The sequence below is a fragment of the Acinetobacter sp. IK31 genome, from assembly GCF_035615195.1.
In the GTDB taxonomy this organism is placed as follows: Bacteria; Pseudomonadota; Gammaproteobacteria; order Pseudomonadales; family Moraxellaceae; genus Acinetobacter; species Acinetobacter calcoaceticus_C.
In genome coordinates, this window is sequence record NZ_JANBOB010000008.1 from 264,162 (window position 1) to 285,191 (window position 21,030).

General features: G+C 39.6%; 17 protein-coding genes and 1 pseudogene. 7 read left to right on the top strand and 11 right to left on the bottom strand.

Annotated elements, in window-relative coordinates:
- Window positions 1-20: 20 nt before the first annotated feature.
- The 3 genes from grxC to rsgA form a co-directional block, all read right to left on the bottom strand.
- Complete coding sequence (grxC, locus tag MSG66_RS06025) at window positions 21-278, bottom strand: glutaredoxin 3 (protein WP_009390671.1); 258 nt, start codon at window positions 276-278, stop codon at window positions 21-23.
- 11 nt (window positions 279-289) lie between these two features.
- A complete protein-coding gene (locus MSG66_RS06030; protein WP_003654928.1) occupies window positions 290-706 on the bottom strand; it encodes a rhodanese-like domain-containing protein in 417 nt (138 codons plus the stop codon).
- Window positions 707-804: 98 nt separating this feature from the next.
- Window positions 805-1,866, bottom strand: a complete 1,062-nt coding sequence (gene rsgA, locus MSG66_RS06035) for a ribosome small subunit-dependent GTPase A (RefSeq protein WP_324652924.1) — start codon at window positions 1,864-1,866, stop codon at window positions 805-807.
- A gap of 125 nt (window positions 1,867-1,991) precedes the next feature.
- Here rsgA and orn point away from each other — a divergent pair, with 125 nt between their 5' ends.
- The 3 genes from orn (at window position 1,992) to MSG66_RS06050 (ending at window position 4,383) form a co-directional block, all read left to right on the top strand.
- A complete protein-coding gene (orn, locus tag MSG66_RS06040) occupies window positions 1,992-2,558 on the top strand; it encodes an oligoribonuclease (RefSeq protein ID WP_005036888.1) in 567 nt (188 codons plus the stop codon).
- Window positions 2,559-2,710: 152 nt separating this feature from the next.
- Complete coding sequence (locus MSG66_RS06045) at window positions 2,711-3,442, top strand: Bax inhibitor-1/YccA family protein (RefSeq protein WP_324652927.1); 732 nt, start codon at window positions 2,711-2,713, stop codon at window positions 3,440-3,442.
- A gap of 137 nt (window positions 3,443-3,579) precedes the next feature.
- Window positions 3,580-4,383: an enoyl-ACP reductase gene (locus MSG66_RS06050; protein WP_324652929.1), complete on the top strand. Its 804-nt coding sequence runs from the start codon at window positions 3,580-3,582 to the stop codon at window positions 4,381-4,383.
- Window positions 4,384-4,451: 68 nt separating this feature from the next.
- Here the strand turns inward: MSG66_RS06050 and MSG66_RS06055 are convergent, their stop codons facing one another.
- From MSG66_RS06055 to MSG66_RS06085, 7 genes are all read right to left on the bottom strand, one after another.
- The gene (locus tag MSG66_RS06055; RefSeq protein ID WP_324652959.1) at window positions 4,452-5,846 is read right to left on the bottom strand and encodes an efflux transporter outer membrane subunit; all 1,395 of its coding nucleotides are present in this window, start codon (window positions 5,844-5,846) and stop codon (window positions 4,452-4,454) included.
- A gap of 22 nt (window positions 5,847-5,868) precedes the next feature.
- Window positions 5,869-7,863, bottom strand: a complete 1,995-nt coding sequence (locus MSG66_RS06060) for a MacB family efflux pump subunit (RefSeq protein WP_017391269.1) — start codon at window positions 7,861-7,863, stop codon at window positions 5,869-5,871.
- A 2-nt stretch (window positions 7,864-7,865) separates the two neighbouring features.
- Window positions 7,866-9,206, bottom strand: a complete 1,341-nt coding sequence (locus MSG66_RS06065) for a MacA family efflux pump subunit (protein WP_324652932.1) — start codon at window positions 9,204-9,206, stop codon at window positions 7,866-7,868.
- 107 nt (window positions 9,207-9,313) lie between these two features.
- Window positions 9,314-10,303 carry a DNA polymerase III subunit delta gene (gene holA, locus MSG66_RS06070; protein ID WP_003654944.1) on the bottom strand — a complete coding sequence of 330 codons (990 nt, stop codon included), beginning with the start codon at window positions 10,301-10,303 and terminating at the stop codon, window positions 9,314-9,316.
- 18 nt (window positions 10,304-10,321) lie between these two features.
- Entirely contained in the window at window positions 10,322-10,831 is a 510-nt protein-coding gene (gene lptE / locus MSG66_RS06075) for an LPS assembly lipoprotein LptE (RefSeq protein ID WP_003654946.1), read from the bottom strand.
- Between the two features lie 27 nt (window positions 10,832-10,858).
- Window positions 10,859-13,483: a leucine--tRNA ligase gene (gene leuS / locus MSG66_RS06080; RefSeq protein WP_324652936.1), complete on the bottom strand. Its 2,625-nt coding sequence runs from the start codon at window positions 13,481-13,483 to the stop codon at window positions 10,859-10,861.
- Window positions 13,484-13,670: 187 nt separating this feature from the next.
- Window positions 13,671-14,006, bottom strand: coding sequence for a DUF4124 domain-containing protein (locus MSG66_RS06085; RefSeq protein ID WP_324652938.1), 336 nt, complete (start codon window positions 14,004-14,006; stop codon window positions 13,671-13,673).
- Between the two features lie 506 nt (window positions 14,007-14,512).
- Between MSG66_RS06085 and MSG66_RS06090 the strand changes: the two genes are divergently transcribed.
- The 4 genes from MSG66_RS06090 to MSG66_RS06105 all read left to right on the top strand — a co-directional run bounded on the left by MSG66_RS06090 (window position 14,513) and on the right by MSG66_RS06105 (window position 20,157).
- A complete protein-coding gene (locus tag MSG66_RS06090) occupies window positions 14,513-16,237 on the top strand; it encodes an acetolactate synthase 3 large subunit (RefSeq protein WP_262473173.1) in 1,725 nt (574 codons plus the stop codon).
- Window positions 16,237-16,728, top strand: coding sequence for an acetolactate synthase small subunit (gene ilvN, locus MSG66_RS06095; RefSeq protein ID WP_001215920.1), 492 nt, complete (start codon window positions 16,237-16,239; stop codon window positions 16,726-16,728). The genes MSG66_RS06090 and ilvN overlap by 1 nt, the downstream gene beginning before the upstream one ends.
- A 31-nt stretch (window positions 16,729-16,759) precedes the next feature.
- A complete protein-coding gene (ilvC, locus tag MSG66_RS06100) occupies window positions 16,760-17,776 on the top strand; it encodes a ketol-acid reductoisomerase (protein ID WP_004641176.1) in 1,017 nt (338 codons plus the stop codon).
- 326 nt (window positions 17,777-18,102) lie between these two features.
- On the top strand, window positions 18,103-20,157 hold the full coding sequence (locus tag MSG66_RS06105) for an EAL domain-containing protein (protein WP_324652941.1): 2,055 nt from the start codon (window positions 18,103-18,105) through the stop codon (window positions 20,155-20,157).
- Window positions 20,158-20,501: 344 nt separating this feature from the next.
- Here MSG66_RS06105 and MSG66_RS06110 read toward each other — a convergent pair.
- Window positions 20,502-21,030 (bottom strand): annotated as a pseudogene (locus MSG66_RS06110) (IS3 family transposase); the annotation flags it as partial.

The window sequence follows — 21,030 nt, forward strand, 5'->3', positions numbered from 1 at the left end:
TCCTTAATATGGATGCGATGTTAAGCCAATAATTCGTCAAGTTTACCTTCACGCTCTAAAGCATAAAGTTGGTCAAAACCGCCAATAAACTGATCGTTAATAAAAATTTGTGGGACAGTACGGTGATTGGTGCGTTGCATTAATTCAACACGTACTTCCGGTGCTTCAACAGAAAGATTCACTTCTTTGTAAGCAATACCTTTACGCTCAAGTAACTGTTTAGCACGAACGCAATACGGACATACAGAAGTTGAGTAAACAATGACATTTGCAGCCATAATAATTCTCCTTAAGCTTTTGGTTTGCTTTTTACAAGAGGTAAGCCTTGTGCTTTCCAGTTACTAATACCACCATCAAGACGATAGCTGTCATGGTGAGCAACTTTTTGCAAAGCACTACCAGCAACTTGTCCGAGGTTGCAAATAAATACCAATGGACGCTCACTTGCTTTTAATTCATCAGCATGACTTGCAATTTGGCTGAAAGGAATATTGCGGCTGCCACTAATATGACCTTCACGGAAGTCTTTACTATCGCGCAAATCGATTAGTATGGCATTTTTCGCTTTCACTAAAATACCAAGCGACTGTGGTGAAATTTTACGACCGTTACGTTGACCTTCAAAAATGAAGAACAACACGACCAAGACTCCGAGCGTACCAAACAAAATGGGGTGATTCCCCATAAACTCTAACCAGCGTTCCACAAGTCACCTAAAAAAAATTAAAAACAAAATTGACCTAGAGTATAGCGTATATAGATGGTGATCAAAATCACCACTTCAAGGGTAAAGCGGACAGAAAATTAGTTTTTTTGCTGTGCTTCTTGAATCTCATCATTTAAACGCAAAAAGCTATCTAGGCGCCGTGGTAAAATTTCACCAGATTCTACAGCGCGTTTTAATCCACAGTTCTTTTCATGAGTATGGGTACAATTACGGAATTGGCAAGAACCCAAATGTGCTTCAATTTCTGGAAAGCCCATACGAATTTTTTCTAAATCAAGATGCCAAAGCCCAAATTCACGAATTCCCGGCGAGTCGATTAACGCACCATTTTTACCGAAATTCATTAAACGTGTAGAAGTTGTTGTGTGCTGACCGAGTGCAGAGTTTTCAGAAATAATATTTGTTTTTTGCTCTGCATCTGGAATGAGTACGTTAATTAGAGAACTTTTTCCTACACCCGATTGACCAACGAAAGCTACTGTTTCACCATCTAAACGTTCAGATAAAACAGAAATATCTCCCTTTTTAGACTGACAAATCATCACTTCATAACCCAAAGTTTTATATTCTTCTAATAGCGTAAGAATTGGGTCATTTTCAGTGAGTAAATCTGATTTATTTAAGACTAAAAGTGCAGGAATGTTAGCGTCTGCGCAAGCTACTAAATAACGCTCGATTAATGTCGGAGCTGGTTCAGGAAGGGGAGAAAATACAATTACAATCAAACTGATATTTGCTGCAACTGGTTTAACCTTGTGATAACGGTCTGGACGGGTAAGTAACGAGTTGCGTGGATGAATGGCAGTAATAATGCCTAAACCCGTGTTTGGGTCAGCCTGCCATTTAACTCGGTCACCAGTCACAAGTAACTCAAGGTTTGTTCGAGTATGACAGCGCCATATGCTTTTGAGTTCGATAGGTTTCCAGAAGGGTTCTGGCTCTCCTTCAGCAACTTGAGGTTTTTCTGGGTGATGCTCAGGTACAGAGAGTGCCTGTACTTCGAGTTGGCGGCCATAGTGTTGTACAACCAGTCCGTCCAGATCTTGTGAAGTATCGGCCTCTTCTTGGCGAGTTTTGTGCTGTTTTTCAATACGACGTTGCTGCTGTTCAGTTAAACGACGCTTACGAATTAAAGCCATTCATATCCCAAAAAAACCACTGTTTGAAGATGGCAAAAATAGCATGAAGCGGCTATAGAATTACAGCGCAGATGCAAGAAATTTGCTACTATTGATGTTTTTACGGCATTTTAGAACGTACATACATGAGCAGTACTTTAAATACACGATTAATTTGGATTGATCTGGAAATGACCGGTTTAGATACCGATAATGACCAAATTATTGAAATCGCAACAATTATTACAGATGATAATTTAAATGTACTTGCCGAAGGTCCGGTCTTGGCTATCCATCAACCTGATCGTATTTTAAATGCAATGGATGAGTGGAATACTCGCCAACATGGGCAATCTGGGTTAGTTGAGCGAGTTCGTCGTAGCAAATTGACAGCTCGTGATGCTGAGTTACAGACTTTAGAATTCCTAAAAAAATGGGTCAATCCAAAAGTTTCACCGATGTGCGGTAACTCGATTTGTCAGGATCGCCGTTTCTTACATCGTCTTATGCCTGAACTTGAACAGTATTTCCATTATCGTAATCTTGATGTATCTACCGTAAAAGAGCTTTCAAAACGCTGGCGCCCTGAAATTATGAGCGGTCTGAAAAAGAATGCATCACATTTGGCAATGGATGATATTCGTGACTCAATTTCCGAGTTGAAATATTACCGTGAATACTTTTTTATTATGAACACTGACGGTAAAGATTAATTCTTTGCTGAAGTGATAAAGAGGGGGCTGCTGCCCCCTTTTTTATTGTTTAAAGGACATTGTTACAATAATGCCGATCGTCTGATTTGGCTTTCATATTCATTTTGCTTAAAATGATGTTTTAAATTTTTTATTATAAAAAGAGAGCATTTATGCAAAGTAATAACCCGATACTGACGCGTGTTGAAACGGTCAGTGACTATAGTCAACCAATGACTGTGCAAGGTGCGATTCAAAAATCTATTCTGCTGACAGTCATTGCAGCGGCTGTGGGCATTGCTTTATTTTTATACGCAGCTTTTACTGCAAATGTTGGTATTGCTTACGCTGCTTCAATTGTTGGCGCGATTGGTGGATTAGTTCTAGCTTTGATTGCCACATTTAAACCGACGACTGCACCAACCTTAGCAATTCCTTATGCACTTTTTGAAGGTGCATTTTTAGGTGGTATTTCATTTACTTTTCAAATGAAGTACCCAGGTGTACCGTTACAGGCCTTACTTGCCACTTTCGTGACAACATTAGTCATGTTTGGCTTATATAAATTCAAGATTGTACGTGCAACTGAAAAATTCAAGTCAGTCGTGATTTCTGCATCTTTGGCTATTTTTCTTGTATTTATTGTGCAGATGATCATGCGTTTAGCATTTGGTTCAAGCATTCCTTATATTTTTGAGAGCAACTGGTTAGGCATTGGCTTTGCTGCATTTATTGCTGTGATTGCGTCACTTAACCTGATTTTAGATTTCGATTTAATTGAAACCAACGCAGCTTACCGTGCTCCAAAGTTTATGGAGTGGTTGTGTGGAATTGCGTTACTCTCAACTTTAGTTTGGATGTATATCTCTTTTTTACGTTTGATTGGTTTGTTATCTGACGACTAAGATTATATTCATCGAGAAGTCGCTCCTCATGAGGGGCGATTTTTTTTCGTGCGATTTTTGAAAAAAGATGCATTATGCAATTTCGAAAACCGTTGAATATTGGCATTATGCTTTAAATTGTTTTGAGTGAGATCGGCATGACACAAGGACTTTTAGCAGGTAAACGCTTTTTGATTGCAGGCGTTGCTAGTAAATTATCAATTGCTTTTGGTATTGCCCAAGCATTACACCGTGAAGGTGCAGAGCTTGCGTTTACTTATCCAAACGAAAAATTAAAAAAACGTGTGGATGAATTTGCTGAGCAATTCGGTTCTAAGCTTGTGTTCCCATGTGATGTTGCAGTTGATAGCGAAATTGACAATGCATTTGCAGAACTTGCAAAACATTGGAATGGTCTAGATGGCGTAGTTCACTCTATCGGCTTTGCTCCTGCACATACACTTGATGGTGATTTTACTGACGTGACTGACCGTGACGGTTTTAAAGTTGCTCATGACATCAGTGCATACAGCTTTATTGCGATGGCACGTGCTGCAAAACCATTATTACAAGCTCGCCAAGGTTGTTTATTGACTTTGACTTACCAAGGTTCTGAGCGCGTTATGCCTAACTATAACGTTATGGGCATGGCAAAAGCTTCTTTAGAGGCTGGTGTTCGCTACTTGGCATCAAGCTTAGGTGTTGATGGTATTCGTGTAAACGCGATTTCTGCGGGTCCAATCCGTACTTTGGCTGCTTCTGGTATTAAATCTTTCCGTAAAATGTTAGATGCTAATGAAAAAGTTGCGCCATTAAAACGCAATGTGACCATTGACGAAGTGGGTAATGCAGCATTATTCCTATGCTCACCATGGGCTTCAGGTATCACTGGTGAAATTCTATATGTAGATGCTGGCTTCAATACTGTTGGTATGAGCCAATCTATGATGGATGATGAATAAGCTTTTTAGTTTATTTATTTAAAAAAAAGCCGTAGTTGAAGGACTACGGCTTTTTTAATGGGCGCAATTTATTGAGGAAGTTCTTTTACAGGTGAACCACCTAAAGCTTGCATGAGGGTCACATAAGCATTGTATTGGCTTTGCTTGGTTTCAACTAGACTTAAGCGAGCAGTACGTGTGGTTTGCTGGGCATCAAGGAGTGTTTTTAATGCGACAGCCCCATAACGATAACGAACTTCTGTTAGGCGTTCAGTTTTTTCTGCAAGTTCAACATTACGCTCTTGTAACGCTACTTGTTTGTCGAGTTCTGTACGACTTGATAAAGCATTTTCTACATCAGCAAAAGCCTGATAAAGCGTTTGGCGATATTGAATAATCGCTTTTTCATAATCCAGATTGCTAATCGCGATGTCTTTCTTCATATCGTTATATTGCAAAAACGGTAAGCTTAAACTTGCACCTAAAGTTAGGGCAGGATTACGTAACAGTTCTGTCAACGATGTACTGCTTGAGCCCAAACTACTGGTTAAACTAATCGATGGATAGTAGCTTGCCTTAGTAGCATCTTTAGTCGCGAGCGCCTTTTTTAAACGAAGCTCAGAGGCTTGTAAATCGGGACGACGCGATAGAATATTGGCAGGTAAGCCTGCACCAATTGCTGGTAGTGCATTGCGCGGTAAACGTTTGGGCTCTTGAATGTTTAACTGTTGCAATGGTTCATGTAAGAGCACGGCAATGGCAGTACGTGTTTCAACCAGTTGTTGCTCAATTTGACTTAAGCTTGCTTTTTGGCTTTGTACCGATTGTTCTGCTTGAGTAAGATCTACACCTGAAACAGCACCAGCTTTATACTGAATCTGTACGAGTTGATATAGCTTTTGTGAGGTCGCCAGACTCTGCTGAGCAGTCGCATAACGTTCATTTAAATAGCCAAGTTGCCAATACAATTTAGCCGTGGTTGCAATTAAACTTTGTCCAGTGGCTTGTAGGTCTTGTTCAGTCGCTAAAGCCTCCCACTTACTTGCTTCAGTTTGGCGTGCAAGCTTACCAAACAAGTCAACCTCATAGCTTACGCCTGCACTCATTGATAAACCTTTAGCGCTGTCATCTCCTGAGTTCAAATCGAAAGAATGTCCTGTAGAAACACTAGAACTGGTACGTAAACCTTGTTTATTTGCGGTTAGATCAGCTTGTAAGCGTGCTTGCCTTAAGGTAATTCCGGCAACAGCCAAATCGCTATTACGTTCTAATACATTGCTTACGAGCTGATTAAGCTGTGCATCACCAAAAAGTGTCCACCAACGGTCAGAATATTGATCGGCAGACATGGTTTTTGCTTTTGTGGCGTCATACTGAAAACTACCCGGAACTTGTACCGCAGGTGTTTCATAAGGGGTTTTTACCACAGCAGCACATCCAACAAGAGAGCTTGTGAGGAGAAGTGCTGTGCTGAGTTTAGTCATAGAGAAAGACATGCAATTTTCCTTATTCTCGTGATAGTGCTGCAACTGGGTCGAGTTTTGCCGCATTCTTGGCTGGTAAGAAACCAAAAACGACACCAATCAGTGTTGAACACACAAATGCTGCAATAATAGAAGTGCTTGAATAAGCCACGCTAAAGTTCCCGCCAGCAAATTTATTAATGAGTTGTCCAAGACCAAGTGACAGTAAGACACCAAGCACACCACCAATTAAACAGACTAAAATTGCTTCAATAAGAAATTGCTGCAAAATATCACTTTGACGTGCGCCTACAGCCATACGTACACCAATTTCCTGAGTACGTTCAGTCACAGAAACCAGCATAATATTCATTACCCCAATACCACCAACGACCAGTGAAATTACAGCAATCGCTGAAACCAGAAGTGTCATGGTGCTGGTTGTTTTCTCAATGGTTTGACGGATACTGTCACTGTTCATAGTGAAAATATCTTGTGCACCGTGGCGCTGGGTTAATAAGTTTACAATCGCATTTTCTGCGGCTGTAGTTGAATATTTGTCATTAATACGAACCACGATATTGCGGACATTAGACTGTCCCAACATACGGCTCATTACGGTTGTATAAGGCATATATACATTTAAGGTGTCATCTGAACCCATGCCGCTAGTTTGCGGTTCTACAACCCCAATAATACGTGCTGGTACACTACCGAGTAGTACGACTTGGCCAATTGGATTGCTACCATCACCAAAGAATTGTTTTTGAGTATTGGTATCAATTACAACATCTTGTGAACGATCACGAACACTACGTTGATCAAAAGTTTGTCCATCTTTAAAGACTAAACCTTTTACATCGAAATAGTCGTTACTCACGCCATTAATGGTTGCATTTGCTTCATTCTGTTGGTAACGCATGGTCTTGGATGTACTGACCATCGGACTGACTGCACTAACATAAGGTTGAGTCATTAACGCATCAGCATCGGCAGGAACCAAGGTTTTAAAGCTCGCAGTTTTAGAATTATCACCAAAACCACGACCCTGAAATACCGTAATTGTATTGGTTCCCAGACTACTAATATTACTTAAAATTTGTTGTTGAGACCCTTTACCTAGAGCGACCACTGTAACAACAGATGCAATACCAATAATGATCCCAAGCATCGTTAAAAAAGTACGCATGCGATGGGCATTCATAGACAGTAAAGCCATTTGGAAGGCTTCAGACAAACGATCTAAAGTTGAACGCCATGCGGAAATACTTTTGCCTTTCTTCTGTTTACCTTGTAAAGCAGGAGCGGCATCAGGATCAGACTTGATTGGTTCGGCTGCTTGATCAGGAACATTAGGACGGTCACTAATAATTTCTCCGTCACTAATTTCGATAATACGAGTCGCATTTTTTGCAACTTGCATATCGTGTGTTACCAAAATGATGGTGTGACCAGCAGCATTGAGTTCACGCAAAATACGCATAACTTCAACACCACTATGAGAGTCGAGTGCTCCTGTCGGTTCATCCGCAAGGATAACGTCACCACCATTCATGAGGGCACGGGCAATAGAAACACGTTGCTGCTGACCCCCAGAGAGTTGGCTTGGTCTATTGAGTGTTTTAGTTCCCAAACCTAGCTCGGTGAGTAGTGCCGTTGCACGTTGTTTACGCTCTGAAGGAGTAACGCCTGCATAAACTGCTGGCACCTCAACGTTGCCTTCAGCAGATAAATCGCCTAGTAAATGGTAGCGCTGGAAAATAAAACCAAAATATTCACGGCGTAATCGAGCGAGCTGATCTGGCTCTAACTTACCCGTCTCTTGTCCACTAACCTTGTAACTACCACTGGTAGGGCGGTCTAAGCAGCCCAAAATGTTCATGAGCGTTGACTTACCCGAACCAGACTGGCCGACAATGGCAACCAGTTCGCCTTCATAAATGGTAAGGTCAATCCCTTTTAAAATTTGTATTGTGCTTTCGCCAGCAGGAAATTCCCGGACCAGATTGCTGACTTCAAGCAGAGCTTGTTTTGTCATGCTTACATTCCCATTGGGCCACTACGGCGACGGTTATTACTACTATTTGCTGATGCCGCAGAAGTGTCTGCACTATCAGCAATCACAACTTGATCACCTTGTTTTAAGCCCGCAAGAACTTGTGCATTTACACGGTTGTTAATACCAACCAAAATCTGAGTTGGTTTAGTTGTGCCGTCGGCTTGTAATATGCGTACAACACTTAATGTTAATTTACCTTGTTCAATTAACTGTTTTTGCTCAGCAGTCAAATTAAGGCGCTCTAGACGAGCTCCATTTCCTTGAGATTTCTTAGCTGCTTCTGGTGAAGAACTAGATTTATCAGATGATTGACCTGATTTTCTTTGACCTGAAAATTGTTTAGAGCTAAGCGCTGATGAAGGAACGAGCAGGGCATTTTTAGCTGAATTTAATACGATATAAACTTGTGCAGTCATATCAATACGTAATTTACCATCCGTGTTTGGCACATCGAATAAGGCATTATAGTAAACGGCTGAACTGGTCGTTGAACTTGTCGTATTGGTTGATTCGCTAGAAATTGAATCAGGAGCAGGTTCAATTTGACGTAAGGTTGCGTAACGCTTAGTGTCCTCACCTAAAGTCGTGAAATAAACCTGTTGACCTTTCTCAACTTTCATAATGTCAGCTTCACTGACCTGCGCTTTAATCGTCATATTTTGTAGTTTTGCAATTTTGACAATTGTTGGTGCACTTTGATTTGCGTTTACCGTTTGGCCTTCTTCCGTCACAATCGCGACAACTGTACCATCAGTTGGAGCAAGAATACGCGTATAACCAATATTGGTTTGTGCCGTAGATCTAGTCACTTTCGCAGACTCGATTTGTGCATCTAGTGCTTTGATTTGTGCTTGAGCTGTTTTATAGCTTGCTTCAGCCGATTCTAGATCTGCACGCGGTGTTGCATCTTGCGCATACATTTGTTGCTGACGACGAAATTCAAGCTGTTTTTCATTCAAAGACGCAACTTGTTGAAGGCGTTGTGCTTCTAAATTTTTAATATTTGCATCAGAAGTTTTTAAACTATTTTCTTGTGTGGTTGAATCAATTTGTGCAATAAGTTGACCTTGCTTAACCTGATCGCCCAGTTGAACATACATCTTTTTGACCTGACCAGATACCTGCGCACCGACACTAATAAGTTTGGTTGCATCAAGTGTACCCGTTGCAAGTACATTATTTTCAATATCCCCGCGTGTTACCTCGGCAGTAATATATTGTGGCTGCTGCTGTTTTGGCTTGAAAAACTTCCAAGCTAATACAGCAATAATGGCTATACAGACGATGATAATAACAAGTTTGATTGGCTTTATTTTTGGCATGGTGAGAGGTCGAAAAGTTTAAAATTTAATTTAGTATAAAAGCGAAATGAGGATAAAGCGTGAATTTTTATGATATTTCAGGAATGAAGAAAAATGATTTAGCCGAATTATTGTATAAAGAGTGTTTTTCCACATAACTCAGCAATCGCTTGCTGCATTAAATGTTCTGCATTTTCGTTCGACATTCCTTTAATTGCTGCATCAATTTGCAATAGAAGGGTAGACCAACCTAGAAACTGTTGCGGATTTAATCTTCGCAAGGCTTGTTGATATAGACCAACTTTTGTTTTCCATATACCGAGCTGTAAGGCGTTATGAGGCTGTTCAAATAATTGCATCAATAAGCGCATTTCTTTACTTAAAGTCCATAAAATCAGACTATCTGGTTCGCCTGCCGCAATTAAATATTGAAAAATCTTAATAGATTGGCCGAGGTTGCCTTCTAATAACGCATCACTTAAATCATAAGTGGTATAACGAGATTGATCTTGCAGGCAAGCATACAATTGCTCAATTTGAATAAGTTTCTGGTCTGGGAAAGTATCTCTTACACGCATTAAGCTATTTTTAGCAGCTAATAAGTTGTGCTCATGATGTTGCATTAACCATTGCCAAGCATCATTGTCGAGCTGGATCTCAAGCTTTTCGGCTTCTACGTTTAAAATACGTTGACGGTCTTGCGGATAATTTGCTGTTAGGGCAACAACAACGCCGTTTGCTTCCACAACTTGAAAAAAAGCAGATTTTAAGCTGCTACTATCTTGTTTGGGTAAAACAATTAACAGCAAGTTGTGTTCGTTATTTTGGATATAACTTTTGAGTTGTTTTAAACCATTTGCATCAGGTTTGATATTGCCATGTACTTCAATAGCAAGCTGCTGAGAAAATAAAGATAAACTATTAAGTGCATTAAAGACATTTTTCCAGTCACTCACGCTACTAATATCATAGCGCTGTCTTTCAACCTCTTGTTGCTGCCAGCTTTTTCGAAAAGCATCTAGTAAATTTTGTTCTAATAAGGGCTCTTGCCCATGCAAAATCCACGCACCCCGAGCTTCCGAAGTGCGTTTTAGAGCTTGTAAATAGTCAATTTTCATTAATAGCAGAAATACAGATTAAGGCTGAGCTTTTGGTAAACGATTTGCTGAGATCTGACGAGTAATCTGTTGTGCAATATCATCAATCACAATACGTTGTAAGTAACTTTCTTGCTGATTTTCAGTGTTGACTGTTGCCAAGTCATATTGGTAACTACGAGATGCAGTTAATGAGCGTGGTTCAGTAATTTTATTACCCTGACGATCTTCAATCTGGAAGGTTACAGTTAGGCGTAATAACACTTCTGTCAGTTTTCCATTTAAAAGCTGACGACGTGGTGTGTACTCTAAAACACGAAGTACATAGGCATCATTATCATTGCTGAATTGAACACCATTGGCAGCCAAATATACTTTTAACTGCGTTTCCAAATCATCAGTTTTAGCTGGTAACTCAAGGCTTAACTTTTTATATACAAGCGGAGTCGCAGTCGGGTTGGTTCCTTTTAAATGAAATCCACACCCGACTAAGCCTGCACTAAGGCCTAAGGTTAAAACAACAGCGGCTAAACGTTTGGCTAAGTGCATGCTTGATCCTCTCATTAATAACTTTAATTAAACCACGAGGTTAACTAGTTTATTTGGAACCACAATTTCTTTTTTTGTTGGTCCAGTTAAGAATTGTTGAACTTCTGGTAGAGCTTTAGCTTGAGCTAATAGATCTTCTTTAGAAATATCAACAGAAACTTCAAGTTTACCGCGAAGTTTACCGTTAACCTGTACAACAATCGTTTGCGTATTACGTGTTAACGCAGAAGCATCGACTTCAGGGAACGTTGCTGCTGTAACATCTGTACCAAATTGAGCCAATAAAGTTTGGCTTAAATGTGGTGCAAACGGTTCGAGCAAAGTTAAAAGTGTAGTGATCGCTTCTCGTTCTACAGCAATGTCGTTGTCATCTTTTGCTTCAAACTTGTTGCTCGCATTTAATAACTCCATTAAAGCAGCAATAGCAGTATTGAATGCATGACGACGTTCAATATCATCACTTACCTTTTGAATGGTTTCGTGTGTTTTACGGCGTAAATCTTGAGCGTCTTTAGACAAGTTTGCAGTATCGATTGTAGAAGCCGATTTGCCTTTTTCAAGGAAGCCCGCTACAAGGCGCCATACACGTTTCAAGAAACGGTTTGCACCTTCAACACCTGCATCAGACCATTCTAAAGATTGATCTGGTGGAGCAGCAAACATCATGAATACACGAGCAGTATCTGCACCGTATTGGTCAATAATTGCTTGTGGGTCAATACCGTTGTTTTTCGACTTAGACATTTTTTCTTGTCCGCCGATGACAACTTCTTGACCATCACCTGAATATTTTGCAGAAAGAATACGACCTTTTTCATCGCGCTCTAACTCAATATCAGCTGGGTTAAACCAAGTTTTCTTACCATTTTCTGCTTCACGGTAGAACGTGTCTGCAAGCACCATGCCTTGAGTTAACAAGTTGGTAAATGGCTCGTTACCTTGTACAACGCCTTCGTCACGCATTAATTTGTGGAAGAAACGTGCATAAAGTAAGTGAAGAATTGCGTGCTCAACACCACCAATATATTGGTTCACAGGAAGCCAGTTTTGAGCAGCTTCAGGTTTAACCATACCACCAGTAAAGTCTGGAGATGCATAACGTGCATAGTACCAAGATGACTCTACGAAAGTATCTAAAGTATCGGTTTCACGACGTGCATCGCCGCCACAACAAGGACATTTAGTTTCATAGAATTCAGGCATTTTGTTAAGCGGGTTGCCTGAGCCATCTGGAACAACGTCTGTTGGTAATACAACAGGCAGTTGATCTTCAGGAACTGTAACTTGACCACAAGTATTACAGTTAATCATTGGAATTGGACAACCCCAGTAACGTTGGCGAGAAACACCCCAGTCACGTAAACGGAATTGAACTTTAGAGTTTGCTAAATCTTGTGGTTCTAATTTCGCAAGGAATGCATCGAAAGCAGCTTGGAACTCTAAGCCGTCAAACTCGCCAGAGTTAACAAGTTTACCTTCTTTAGAACCGTACCATTCTTGCCATTGGGTTGCAGAGTAGTCTGCATCGTCAGCGCCTTTAGCATCAATCACTTGTTTGATTGGCAAATTGAATTTGTTTGCAAATTCAAAGTCACGTTCGTCATGCGCTGGTACAGCCATTACTGCGCCAGAACCATAAGACATTAATACGTAGTTTGCGATCCAGACAGGAAGCTCTTCACCAGTTACAGGATGTTTTACAAACAAGCCTGTTGCCATGCCTTTTTTCTCGGCTGTTGCCAAATCCGCTTCTGCAACTGAGCCCATGCGGCATTCTTCAATGAATGTAGCCAATTCAGGGTTGTTTTCAGCAGCTTTAAGCGCAAGAGGGTGTTCTGCTGCAACGGCAACATATGTCACACCCATTAGAGTGTCGGCACGAGTTGTATAAACAGTTAAACCGTCAGCATAAATTTCAGTATTGGCAGATGGGAAAGTAATTTCCATGCCGGTAGAGCGACCAATCCAGTTACGTTGCATGGTCAACACTTGTTGAGGCCAGCCATCTTGTAAAGTGTCAAGATCGTCTAATAATTCTTGTGCATAATCCGTAATACGGAAGTAGTACATTGGAATATCGCGTTTTTCAACTAATGCACCTGAGCGCCAGCCACGACCATTTTCAACTTGTTCGTTTGCCAAAACTGTTTGGTCAACCGGATCCCAGTTTACTGTTGAAAGTTTACGGTAGATCAGGCCTTTTTTATAAAGCTGAACAAATAACCATTGTTCCCAGTGATAGTACTCTGGTGTACAAGTTGCAAATTCACGGTCCCAGTCTACAGATAGGCCCAATTTTTTTAATTGGTCACGCATGTAGGCAATGTTTTCAAATGTCCATTTTGCTGGAGCAACTTTATGGGCAATTGCTGCATTTTCAGCAGGTAAACCGAATGCATCCCAACCCATAGGTTGTAGCACAGTTTCACCTTTTAAACGGTAAAAACGGCTAATCACATCGCCGATTGTATAGTTACGCACATGCCCCATATGCAGCTTGCCGCTTGGGTAGGGAAACATTGACAGGATGTAGCGATGTTTACCTTCGACAGTGTCGGCAACTTTAAAGACTTTACGATTTTCCCAATCTTGTTGAACTGATGGTTCAATCGTGTTTGCTTGATATTCGGGGTCAATGTGAGAAATAGTCATAGACGTAAGCTATACAACGAAAATTGAAATGAAAGATTGCTGCACAGCATAGCGCAAAATAAAGGGAAATGTCAGTTTTTAGATCAGGATTTTATCTTTTAATATGGGCAATAAACATTTCTCAATCTATTCTTCTTTATTTTAAATAATAGAAGAGTGATGAAAATATTCACCACTCTCATTTTGGTTACCGTGCTGCTGCGGATGGGGTGGGCGGAACAGGTACAGCGGGTACACTTTTTTCCTGTTCTACGTTAGCTGCCTCTTGCACTACTTTATCGGTTTTAACTTGAGGTTGTTGTTCTGAGGTGGGGGCCGAATTTTTTAGGGATGGTTGGCTGCCGTAAGTTGAAACTTTGTTCAAATGTTTTGCACTCTTCGGTGGTGGCGTTGTGGTGTAATGAGTGGAGCCACTTTTATCCATCCATTTATAATATTGCTGTGCCTGAATTTGGCTTGAGCAAACTAAAATTGCTGTTATTACTGCTATATATAAGCTTGTTTTTAAATAAGATAAATTCATATCAGATCTTCCCCAAAGAATGCTGGCTATATTTAAATAAAGTTCATAAATAAGCAATTTACAATGTATGGTTTTATATAAAAAAGAATAATTATTTTTTAATAAGTAGGGATTGGAACTACCAAATTTACGATTTGATTTTAGATTAAAAAAGCAACAGCTAAAAATTTTTATGGAAAAACTTTTTCTTTAATCTTGACTTTAGTGAATTAAACAACAAAAATGCTTCCTTTAGTTTTATATGCGATTATTTGATCACCCTTCGAATAACCGTCATGTTTTGTAATAGACATTCTCTCTAGCCGAGAGATTGATTTTACTTAAAGTATGTATATCCAGACATGCTTTATTAATGTTAAAAAAGCTTATACGGCTGAAAAACAGAAATTTTTCTATTGCAACGAAAACTAGACAATATGTGTGCTATAACAGTGCAGACAATTCAATGAATGAAACACTATTTGTGCCTTCCATAAATAGTGATAAAGATTTTAGGGTGAATCACGTTGGAACTTTTATCTGGTGGTGAAATGCTCGTTCGTGCTCTTGCGGACGAAGGCGTTGAACATGTTTTTGGTTATCCAGGCGGCGCTGTATTACATATTTATGATGCGCTATTTCAACAAGACAAAATTAATCATTACCTCGTACGTCATGAACAAGCTGCTGGTCATATGGCAGATGCTTACTCGCGTGCGACAGGTAAGACTGGCGTAGTACTGGTCACTTCTGGACCTGGCGCAACTAATACTGTGACTCCAATTGCAACAGCTTATATGGACTCAATCCCAATGGTGATTTTGTCTGGCCAGGTTGCATCACATCTTATTGGTGAAGACGCTTTCCAGGAAACTGATATGGTGGGTATTTCACGTCCTATCGTGAAACACAGCTTCCAAGTTCGTCACGCAAGTGAAATTCCTGCAATTATCAAAAAAGCATTTTATATTGCATCAAGTGGCCGCCCTGGCCCAGTTGTAGTCGATATTCCAAAAGATGCGACAAATCCTGCAGAAAAATTTGCGTACGAATATCCTGAAAAAGTGAAGATGCGTTCTTATCAGCCTCCTTCACGTGGTCATTCTGGTCAAATTCGCAAAGCGATTGATGAACTTTTAAGTGCAAAACGCCCTGTAATTTATACTGGTGGTGGTGTTGTTCAAGGTAATGCATCAGCATTATTGACTGAGCTAGCTCATTTGTTGGGTTACCCAGTGACAAATACACTCATGGGTCTTGGTGGCTTCCCTGGCGATGATCCACAGTTCATGGGCATGCTTGGGATGCACGGTACTTATGAAGCAAACATGGCGATGCATAATGCTGACGTCATTCTTGCGATTGGTGCGCGTTTTGATGACCGAGTAACCAATAACCCTGCAAAATTCTGTGTGAATGCCAAAGTTATTCATATTGATATTGATCCGGCGAGCATTTCAAAAACGATCATGGCGCACATTCCGATTGTAGGGGCGGTTGAGCCTGTACTTCAGGAAATGTTGACGCAATTGAAACAATTGAATGTGTCTAAGCCAAATTCTGAAGCAATTTCTGCATGGTGGGATCAAATTAATGAATGGCGTAAAGTTCATGGTTTGAAGTATGAAACACTCACTGATGGCACGATGAAGCCACAGCAAGTTGTTGAAGCTTTATATAAAGCGACCAATGGTGATGCCATCATTACTTCGGATGTGGGTCAACACCAAATGTTTGGCGCGTTGTATTACAAGTACAAACGTCCACGTCAATGGATTAACTCAGGCGGATTAGGCACCATGGGCGTAGGTTTACCTTATGCAATGGCAGCTAAGTTAGCTTTCCCTGATCAACAGGTCGTTTGTATTACCGGTGAAGCTTCAATCCAAATGTGTATTCAGGAGCTTTCAACTTGTAAGCAATACGGTATGAATGTGAAGATCTTGTGCTTGAATAACCGTGCTTTAGGTATGGTTAAACAGTGGCAAGATATGAACTATGAAGGCCGTCACTCAAGCTCATATGTTGAATCATTACCTGATTTTGGCAAGTTAATGGAAGCTTATGGTCATGTTGGTATCCAAATTGATCATGCTGATGAACTAGAGTCGAAGCTTGCTGAAGCAATGGCAATTAATGATAAATGTGTATTCATTAATGTCATGGTTGATCGTACAGAACATGTTTATCCAATGCTGATCGCAGGTCAGTCCATGAAGGATATGTGGTTAGGTAAAGGGGAGCGTACATAATGAGACATATTATTTCTGTACTCGTTGAAAACGAAGCTGGTGCGCTTTCTCGTTTGGTGGGTTTATTCAGTCAACGTAACTACAACATTGAAACGTTGAATGTAGCTCCAACCGAAGACCCAACGTTATCACGTCTGACATTAACTACTTATGGCGATGACCATAAGATTGAACAAATTACAAAGCAGCTCAACAAGCTTGTTGAAGTTGTAAAAGTAGTAGATTTATCAGAAGGTTCACACATTGAGCGTGAACTGATGTTGATTAAAGTAAAAGCGTTAGGTGCTTCACGTGCTGAAATTAAGCGAACAGCGGATATTTTCCGTGCGCAAATTGTAGACGTGACACCAACTACCTATACCATTCAAATAGCAGGGACAACTGAAAAATTAGATGGTTTTATCGATGCACTTGCAGAAAACACTATTCTAGAAGTCGTTCGTTCAGGTGTATCTGGTATCGCCCGTGGCGAAAAAGTATTAGCCATTTAATTTTTTAAAAGTATTTTAGCGGAGAACACAAATGCAAATTTTTTACGATAAAGACTGTGACTTATCAATCATCCAAGGCAAGAAAGTAGCGATTGTTGGTTACGGCTCTCAAGGTCATGCTCACGCACTTAACCTTAAAGACTCAGGCGTAGACGTAACTGTAGGTTTACGCGCAGATTCAGCTTCTTGGAAGAAAGCTGAAAATGCTGGTCTTAAAGTTGCAGAAGTTCCTGCTGCTGTTAAGCAAGCTGACCTCGTAATGATTTTGACTCCAGATGAATTCCAATCACAACTTTACCGTGACGTGATTGAGCCAAACATCAAAGAAGGTGCAACTCTTGCATTTGCTCATGGTTTCTCGATCCTTTATAACCAAGTTGTTCCACGTAAAGACTTAGATGTAATCATGGTTGCTCCGAAAGCACCTGGTCACACAGTTCGTTCAGAATACCAACGTGGTTCAGGTGTTCCTGATCTAATCGCAATTCATCAAGATGCTTCTGGTAATGCACGTAATGTTGCTCTTTCTTATGCTTCAGGCGTAGGTGGCGGCCGTACTGGTATTATCGAAACTTCATTCCGTGAAGAAACTGAAACTGACTTATTCGGTGAGCAAGCAGTTCTTTGTGGTGGTGCAGTTGAACTCGTGAAAATGGGCTTTGAGACTTTAGTTGAAGCTGGTTATGCACCAGAAATGGCTTACTTCGAATGTTTACACGAACTTAAATTGATCGTTGACTTGATGTTCGAAGGCGGTATCGCTGACATGAACTACTCAGTATCTAACAATGCTGAATATGGCGAATATGTAACTGGTACTGAAGTAATTAACGAACAGTCTCGTGAAGCAATGCGTAATGCATTGAAACGTATTCAATCTGGCGAATATGCGAAGATGTTCATTCAAGAGGGTGCATTAAACTACCCATCTATGACTGCTCGTCGTCGTCAAAATGCTGCACATGGTATTGAAGTAACTGGTAATAAATTACGTTCAATGATGCCATGGATTCAAGCGAACAAAATCGTAGACAAAGAAAAGAACTAATTTTCTTTTTCTAAAGCTTCAAAAGAACCCTGCGCTAAGCAGGGTTCTTTTTTATACTGTTTTTGTTTGAATATGAAAAGAGCCATTTAAATAACTCAACTGGATTAAAGAAATTCTATATTTTTCATATAATTGGATGCTTAATTTTTAGTTACTTTATTGATTTATAAAGTAAAAAATACTTGACCAAAAGATAGATAATGTTATTGTTTATAACTGACTTAAAAAGTCAAATTTAATAGAATGTATTGAACATGTTTAGTTGTATTTTGGGCAATGAGTTGAACAAAATAAAAAAAAGTATTGAATAATCATGGAAGTCCAATATGGGTCATGTTGATTACGATAGCACATTGATCGTCGGCTCTTTTATTGCAGCCGGCATTATTTGCTATATTGTGATTTCCATGGAGCAATTATTATTCAATAAAACCCTCAAAAAATTTGAATCTCTAATTTTACTTATCAATAGCTTATTGCTCGCATCAGCAATTAGTATCGTTCATATTGTTGGAATACAAGCCTACCATTTGCTTGGAACAATCAATTCTAATATTCCTTTAATTGCCGTTTCTTTTGCCGTAAGTGCTTTGTTATCTTACATTGCAATGTGGTTAACTTCGCGTTTTACTCTACCTTTATTCAGGCTTATTTTAAGTTCGGTTGTAATGGGAATCGGAATTTCAGCTTCATATTACATTAGTATGTTGGGCTGGAATATTGATATCTATAAAAAAGACTATACCGCTTTCTTGCTATTATTTTCTGTACTCATTGCTATGAGTGGGGCAGGATTGGCTTTTTTATTGTCCTATAAATTAAAAGATACAGAGCATCATCGATTAAATCTGAAAATAGCATTCGCGATCATGATGACCTTAAGCATTATGGGAATGCACTATACTGCTCTGATTGCGACCAACATTACTGATAAATTTATTAGCCAATATCAGGCTGAGCATGACTTATTATTATTTACAATTATTTTAGTCACGTGTCTGGTACTGGTCGCAAGTTTTATTGTGGCGATGTTGGAGCAGCGGCTTACTCAACAAAACTTAGAGTTACGTAAGGCAAATAAAGAATTATCTAATCTTTCTATACAAGATAACTTAACTAAACTGCCAAACCGTCTTTATTTGGTTGATTATGCTGAAGTATTGCTTTCAGATCATCGATATAAAGACCAAAAAATTGCTTTTTTATATATTGATTTAGACCGGTTTAAATCGGTTAACGATGCTTTTGGACATCATGTTGGTGATCAATTACTCATTCAAATGGCGAACCGTTTGCATTGGCAACTCAATGAAAAATGTAAGCTACTTAGAATTGGTGGTGATGAGTTTTTGCTTATTGCAGAAAATACAAATGCAGACGAAGCAGTTGTTTTAGCCGAGAAAGTTTTACAACTGATTCAGGAAAGTTATCAAATTTCTGGCAAGGAAATTAATATTTCTGCAAGTTTGGGTGTGGCGCTATTTCCTGAGCATGGACAGAATGTTCAGGACTTACTCATGAACGCTGATGCCGCCATGCTGATGTCTAAGGAACAAGGTCGAAATACGTATACCATCTTTAGTTATTCAACCCATCAGCAAGAAACGAGAAGTCAGTCGAAACTGATCAATGATCTTTATAAAGCCGTCGAAGAAAAACAGTTCATCCTATATTACCAACCAAAATTTAATACGAATCTTGAAGTTTGTGGGGTTGAGGCATTAATCCGTTGGAATCACCCAGCCTTAGGCATACTTACTCCGCATATGTTCATTGAAGGTGCGGAAAAAACGGGTTTGATCATTCCAATGGGATATTGGGCGCTTGAGCAAGCTTGCCTGCAAATTCAGGAGTGGGAGCGCAGTAACACGCCATTTTATCCAGTTGCTGTGAACTTGTCGGCACTACAATTTGAAAATAAAAAGCTATTTAGTACGCTCGAAGCACTATTAAAAAAATATCAAATTCAACCTTATCATTTAATTGTTGAAATTACTGAATCAACTGCAATGCGACATATTGACTTGAGTATCCGAGCATGTGAACGGCTGCGGGACATGGGAATTCGTGTTGCGATTGATGATTTTGGAACAGGGCATTCGAGCTTCTTATATTTAAAAGATTTGCCCGTAGATGAATTGAAAATTGATCGTGGTTTTATTGTTGATTTAAAACCGGGTTCGAAAGAAGAAGTTATTCTCGAAAGTATTATTCATCTAGCTAAAAAATTAGGTTTAACCGTAACGGCAGAAGGGGTAGAAACTCAGCAGCAGGTTGAGATTTTAACCCGTTTAGGATGTCAGCAATTCCAAGGCTATTTATTAGGAATGCCTGTTCAGGTTGATCAACTCATTGAGTCCCAAGGCGCTCATTTTGCTTAGTCTTAATGCATAGATTAAGCTATTCCAATTTTTAAACGACTGATGATCGATTTCTCAATAAATTTTTAATTAAAACTAGTTGATTATATATAATATTTAAAATAATAATTAATTTAATCTAATGAAAAACAATAAGAAATTTAAAATCTTGTCATAAATTCTACATTGACACCTGTAAACTCTCAGATTATCCTTTGCAAGCTGGCCTACATTGCCAGGTGGTTTTGACAGACCACATACGACCGCATCAGAGTTATTCCGTCTGAGGGATAGTTCTGTGTGTAAGCTCCTCGTTCCCTCCCGTAGCGGTAGGATGATCTGACCCCATAAAGTTGGACAGTTAATTAAGCAGTTTTTAAAAACTGATTTCTATATTGTACAGGGGATAAACCTTGTAGCTTCACTTTGATTCTCTCATGATTATAATAATGGATGTACTCTTTTACAGTTTTCTCTAATTCATCAATTGATTGAAATTTTTCACCATGAAAGCACTCCGATTTTAATATTCCAAAGAAGCTTTCTATTACAGCATTATCCAAACAATTTCCCTTACGAGACATACTCTGAATTAAACCATGTTGCTTTAATTGCTGCTGGTAATGGGCCATTTGATATTGCCATCCTTGATCGGAATGGAGAATTGGTTTTTCATGACGCTTAAGTTTAGCCAAAGCATGAATGAGCATCTCTTTTACTAACTCATAATTGAGTTTGCGTTGGATTCGGAATGTAATAATTTCCCCATTAATAAATCTATAATTGGGGAAAGGTAAAGTTTTTCACCGTTCACATTAAATTCCGTTACATCAGTTGCCCATTTTTGGTTGGGACGATTTGCTGTAAATTGCCGTTGTAAAACGTTATCAGCCG

Bases quoted from the DNA above. Each gene is read 5' to 3' on its own strand.
- grxC (WP_009390671.1), bottom strand. From the start codon at position 278: ATGGCTGCAAATGTCATTGTTTACTCAACTTCTGTATGTCCGTATTGC.
- rsgA (WP_324652924.1), bottom strand. From the start codon at position 1,866: ATGGCTTTAATTCGTAAGCGTCGTTTAACTGAACAGCAGCAACGTCGT.
- orn (WP_005036888.1), top strand. From the start codon at position 1,992: ATGAGCAGTACTTTAAATACACGATTAATTTGGATTGATCTGGAAATG.
- MSG66_RS06045 (WP_324652927.1), top strand. From the start codon at position 2,711: ATGCAAAGTAATAACCCGATACTGACGCGTGTTGAAACGGTCAGTGAC.
- MSG66_RS06050 (WP_324652929.1), top strand. From the start codon at position 3,580: ATGACACAAGGACTTTTAGCAGGTAAACGCTTTTTGATTGCAGGCGTT.
- MSG66_RS06055 (WP_324652959.1), bottom strand. From the start codon at position 5,846: ATGACTAAACTCAGCACAGCACTTCTCCTCACAAGCTCTCTTGTTGGA.
- MSG66_RS06060 (WP_017391269.1), bottom strand. From the start codon at position 7,863: ATGACAAAACAAGCTCTGCTTGAAGTCAGCAATCTGGTCCGGGAATTT.
- MSG66_RS06065 (WP_324652932.1), bottom strand. From the start codon at position 9,206: ATGCCAAAAATAAAGCCAATCAAACTTGTTATTATCATCGTCTGTATA.
- holA (WP_003654944.1), bottom strand. From the start codon at position 10,303: ATGAAAATTGACTATTTACAAGCTCTAAAACGCACTTCGGAAGCTCGG.
- lptE (WP_003654946.1), bottom strand. From the start codon at position 10,831: ATGCACTTAGCCAAACGTTTAGCCGCTGTTGTTTTAACCTTAGGCCTT.
- leuS (WP_324652936.1), bottom strand. From the start codon at position 13,483: ATGACTATTTCTCACATTGACCCCGAATATCAAGCAAACACGATTGAA.
- MSG66_RS06085 (WP_324652938.1), bottom strand. From the start codon at position 14,006: ATGAATTTATCTTATTTAAAAACAAGCTTATATATAGCAGTAATAACA.
- ilvN (WP_001215920.1), top strand. From the start codon at position 16,237: ATGAGACATATTATTTCTGTACTCGTTGAAAACGAAGCTGGTGCGCTT.
- ilvC (WP_004641176.1), top strand. From the start codon at position 16,760: ATGCAAATTTTTTACGATAAAGACTGTGACTTATCAATCATCCAAGGC.
- MSG66_RS06105 (WP_324652941.1), top strand. From the start codon at position 18,103: ATGGGTCATGTTGATTACGATAGCACATTGATCGTCGGCTCTTTTATT.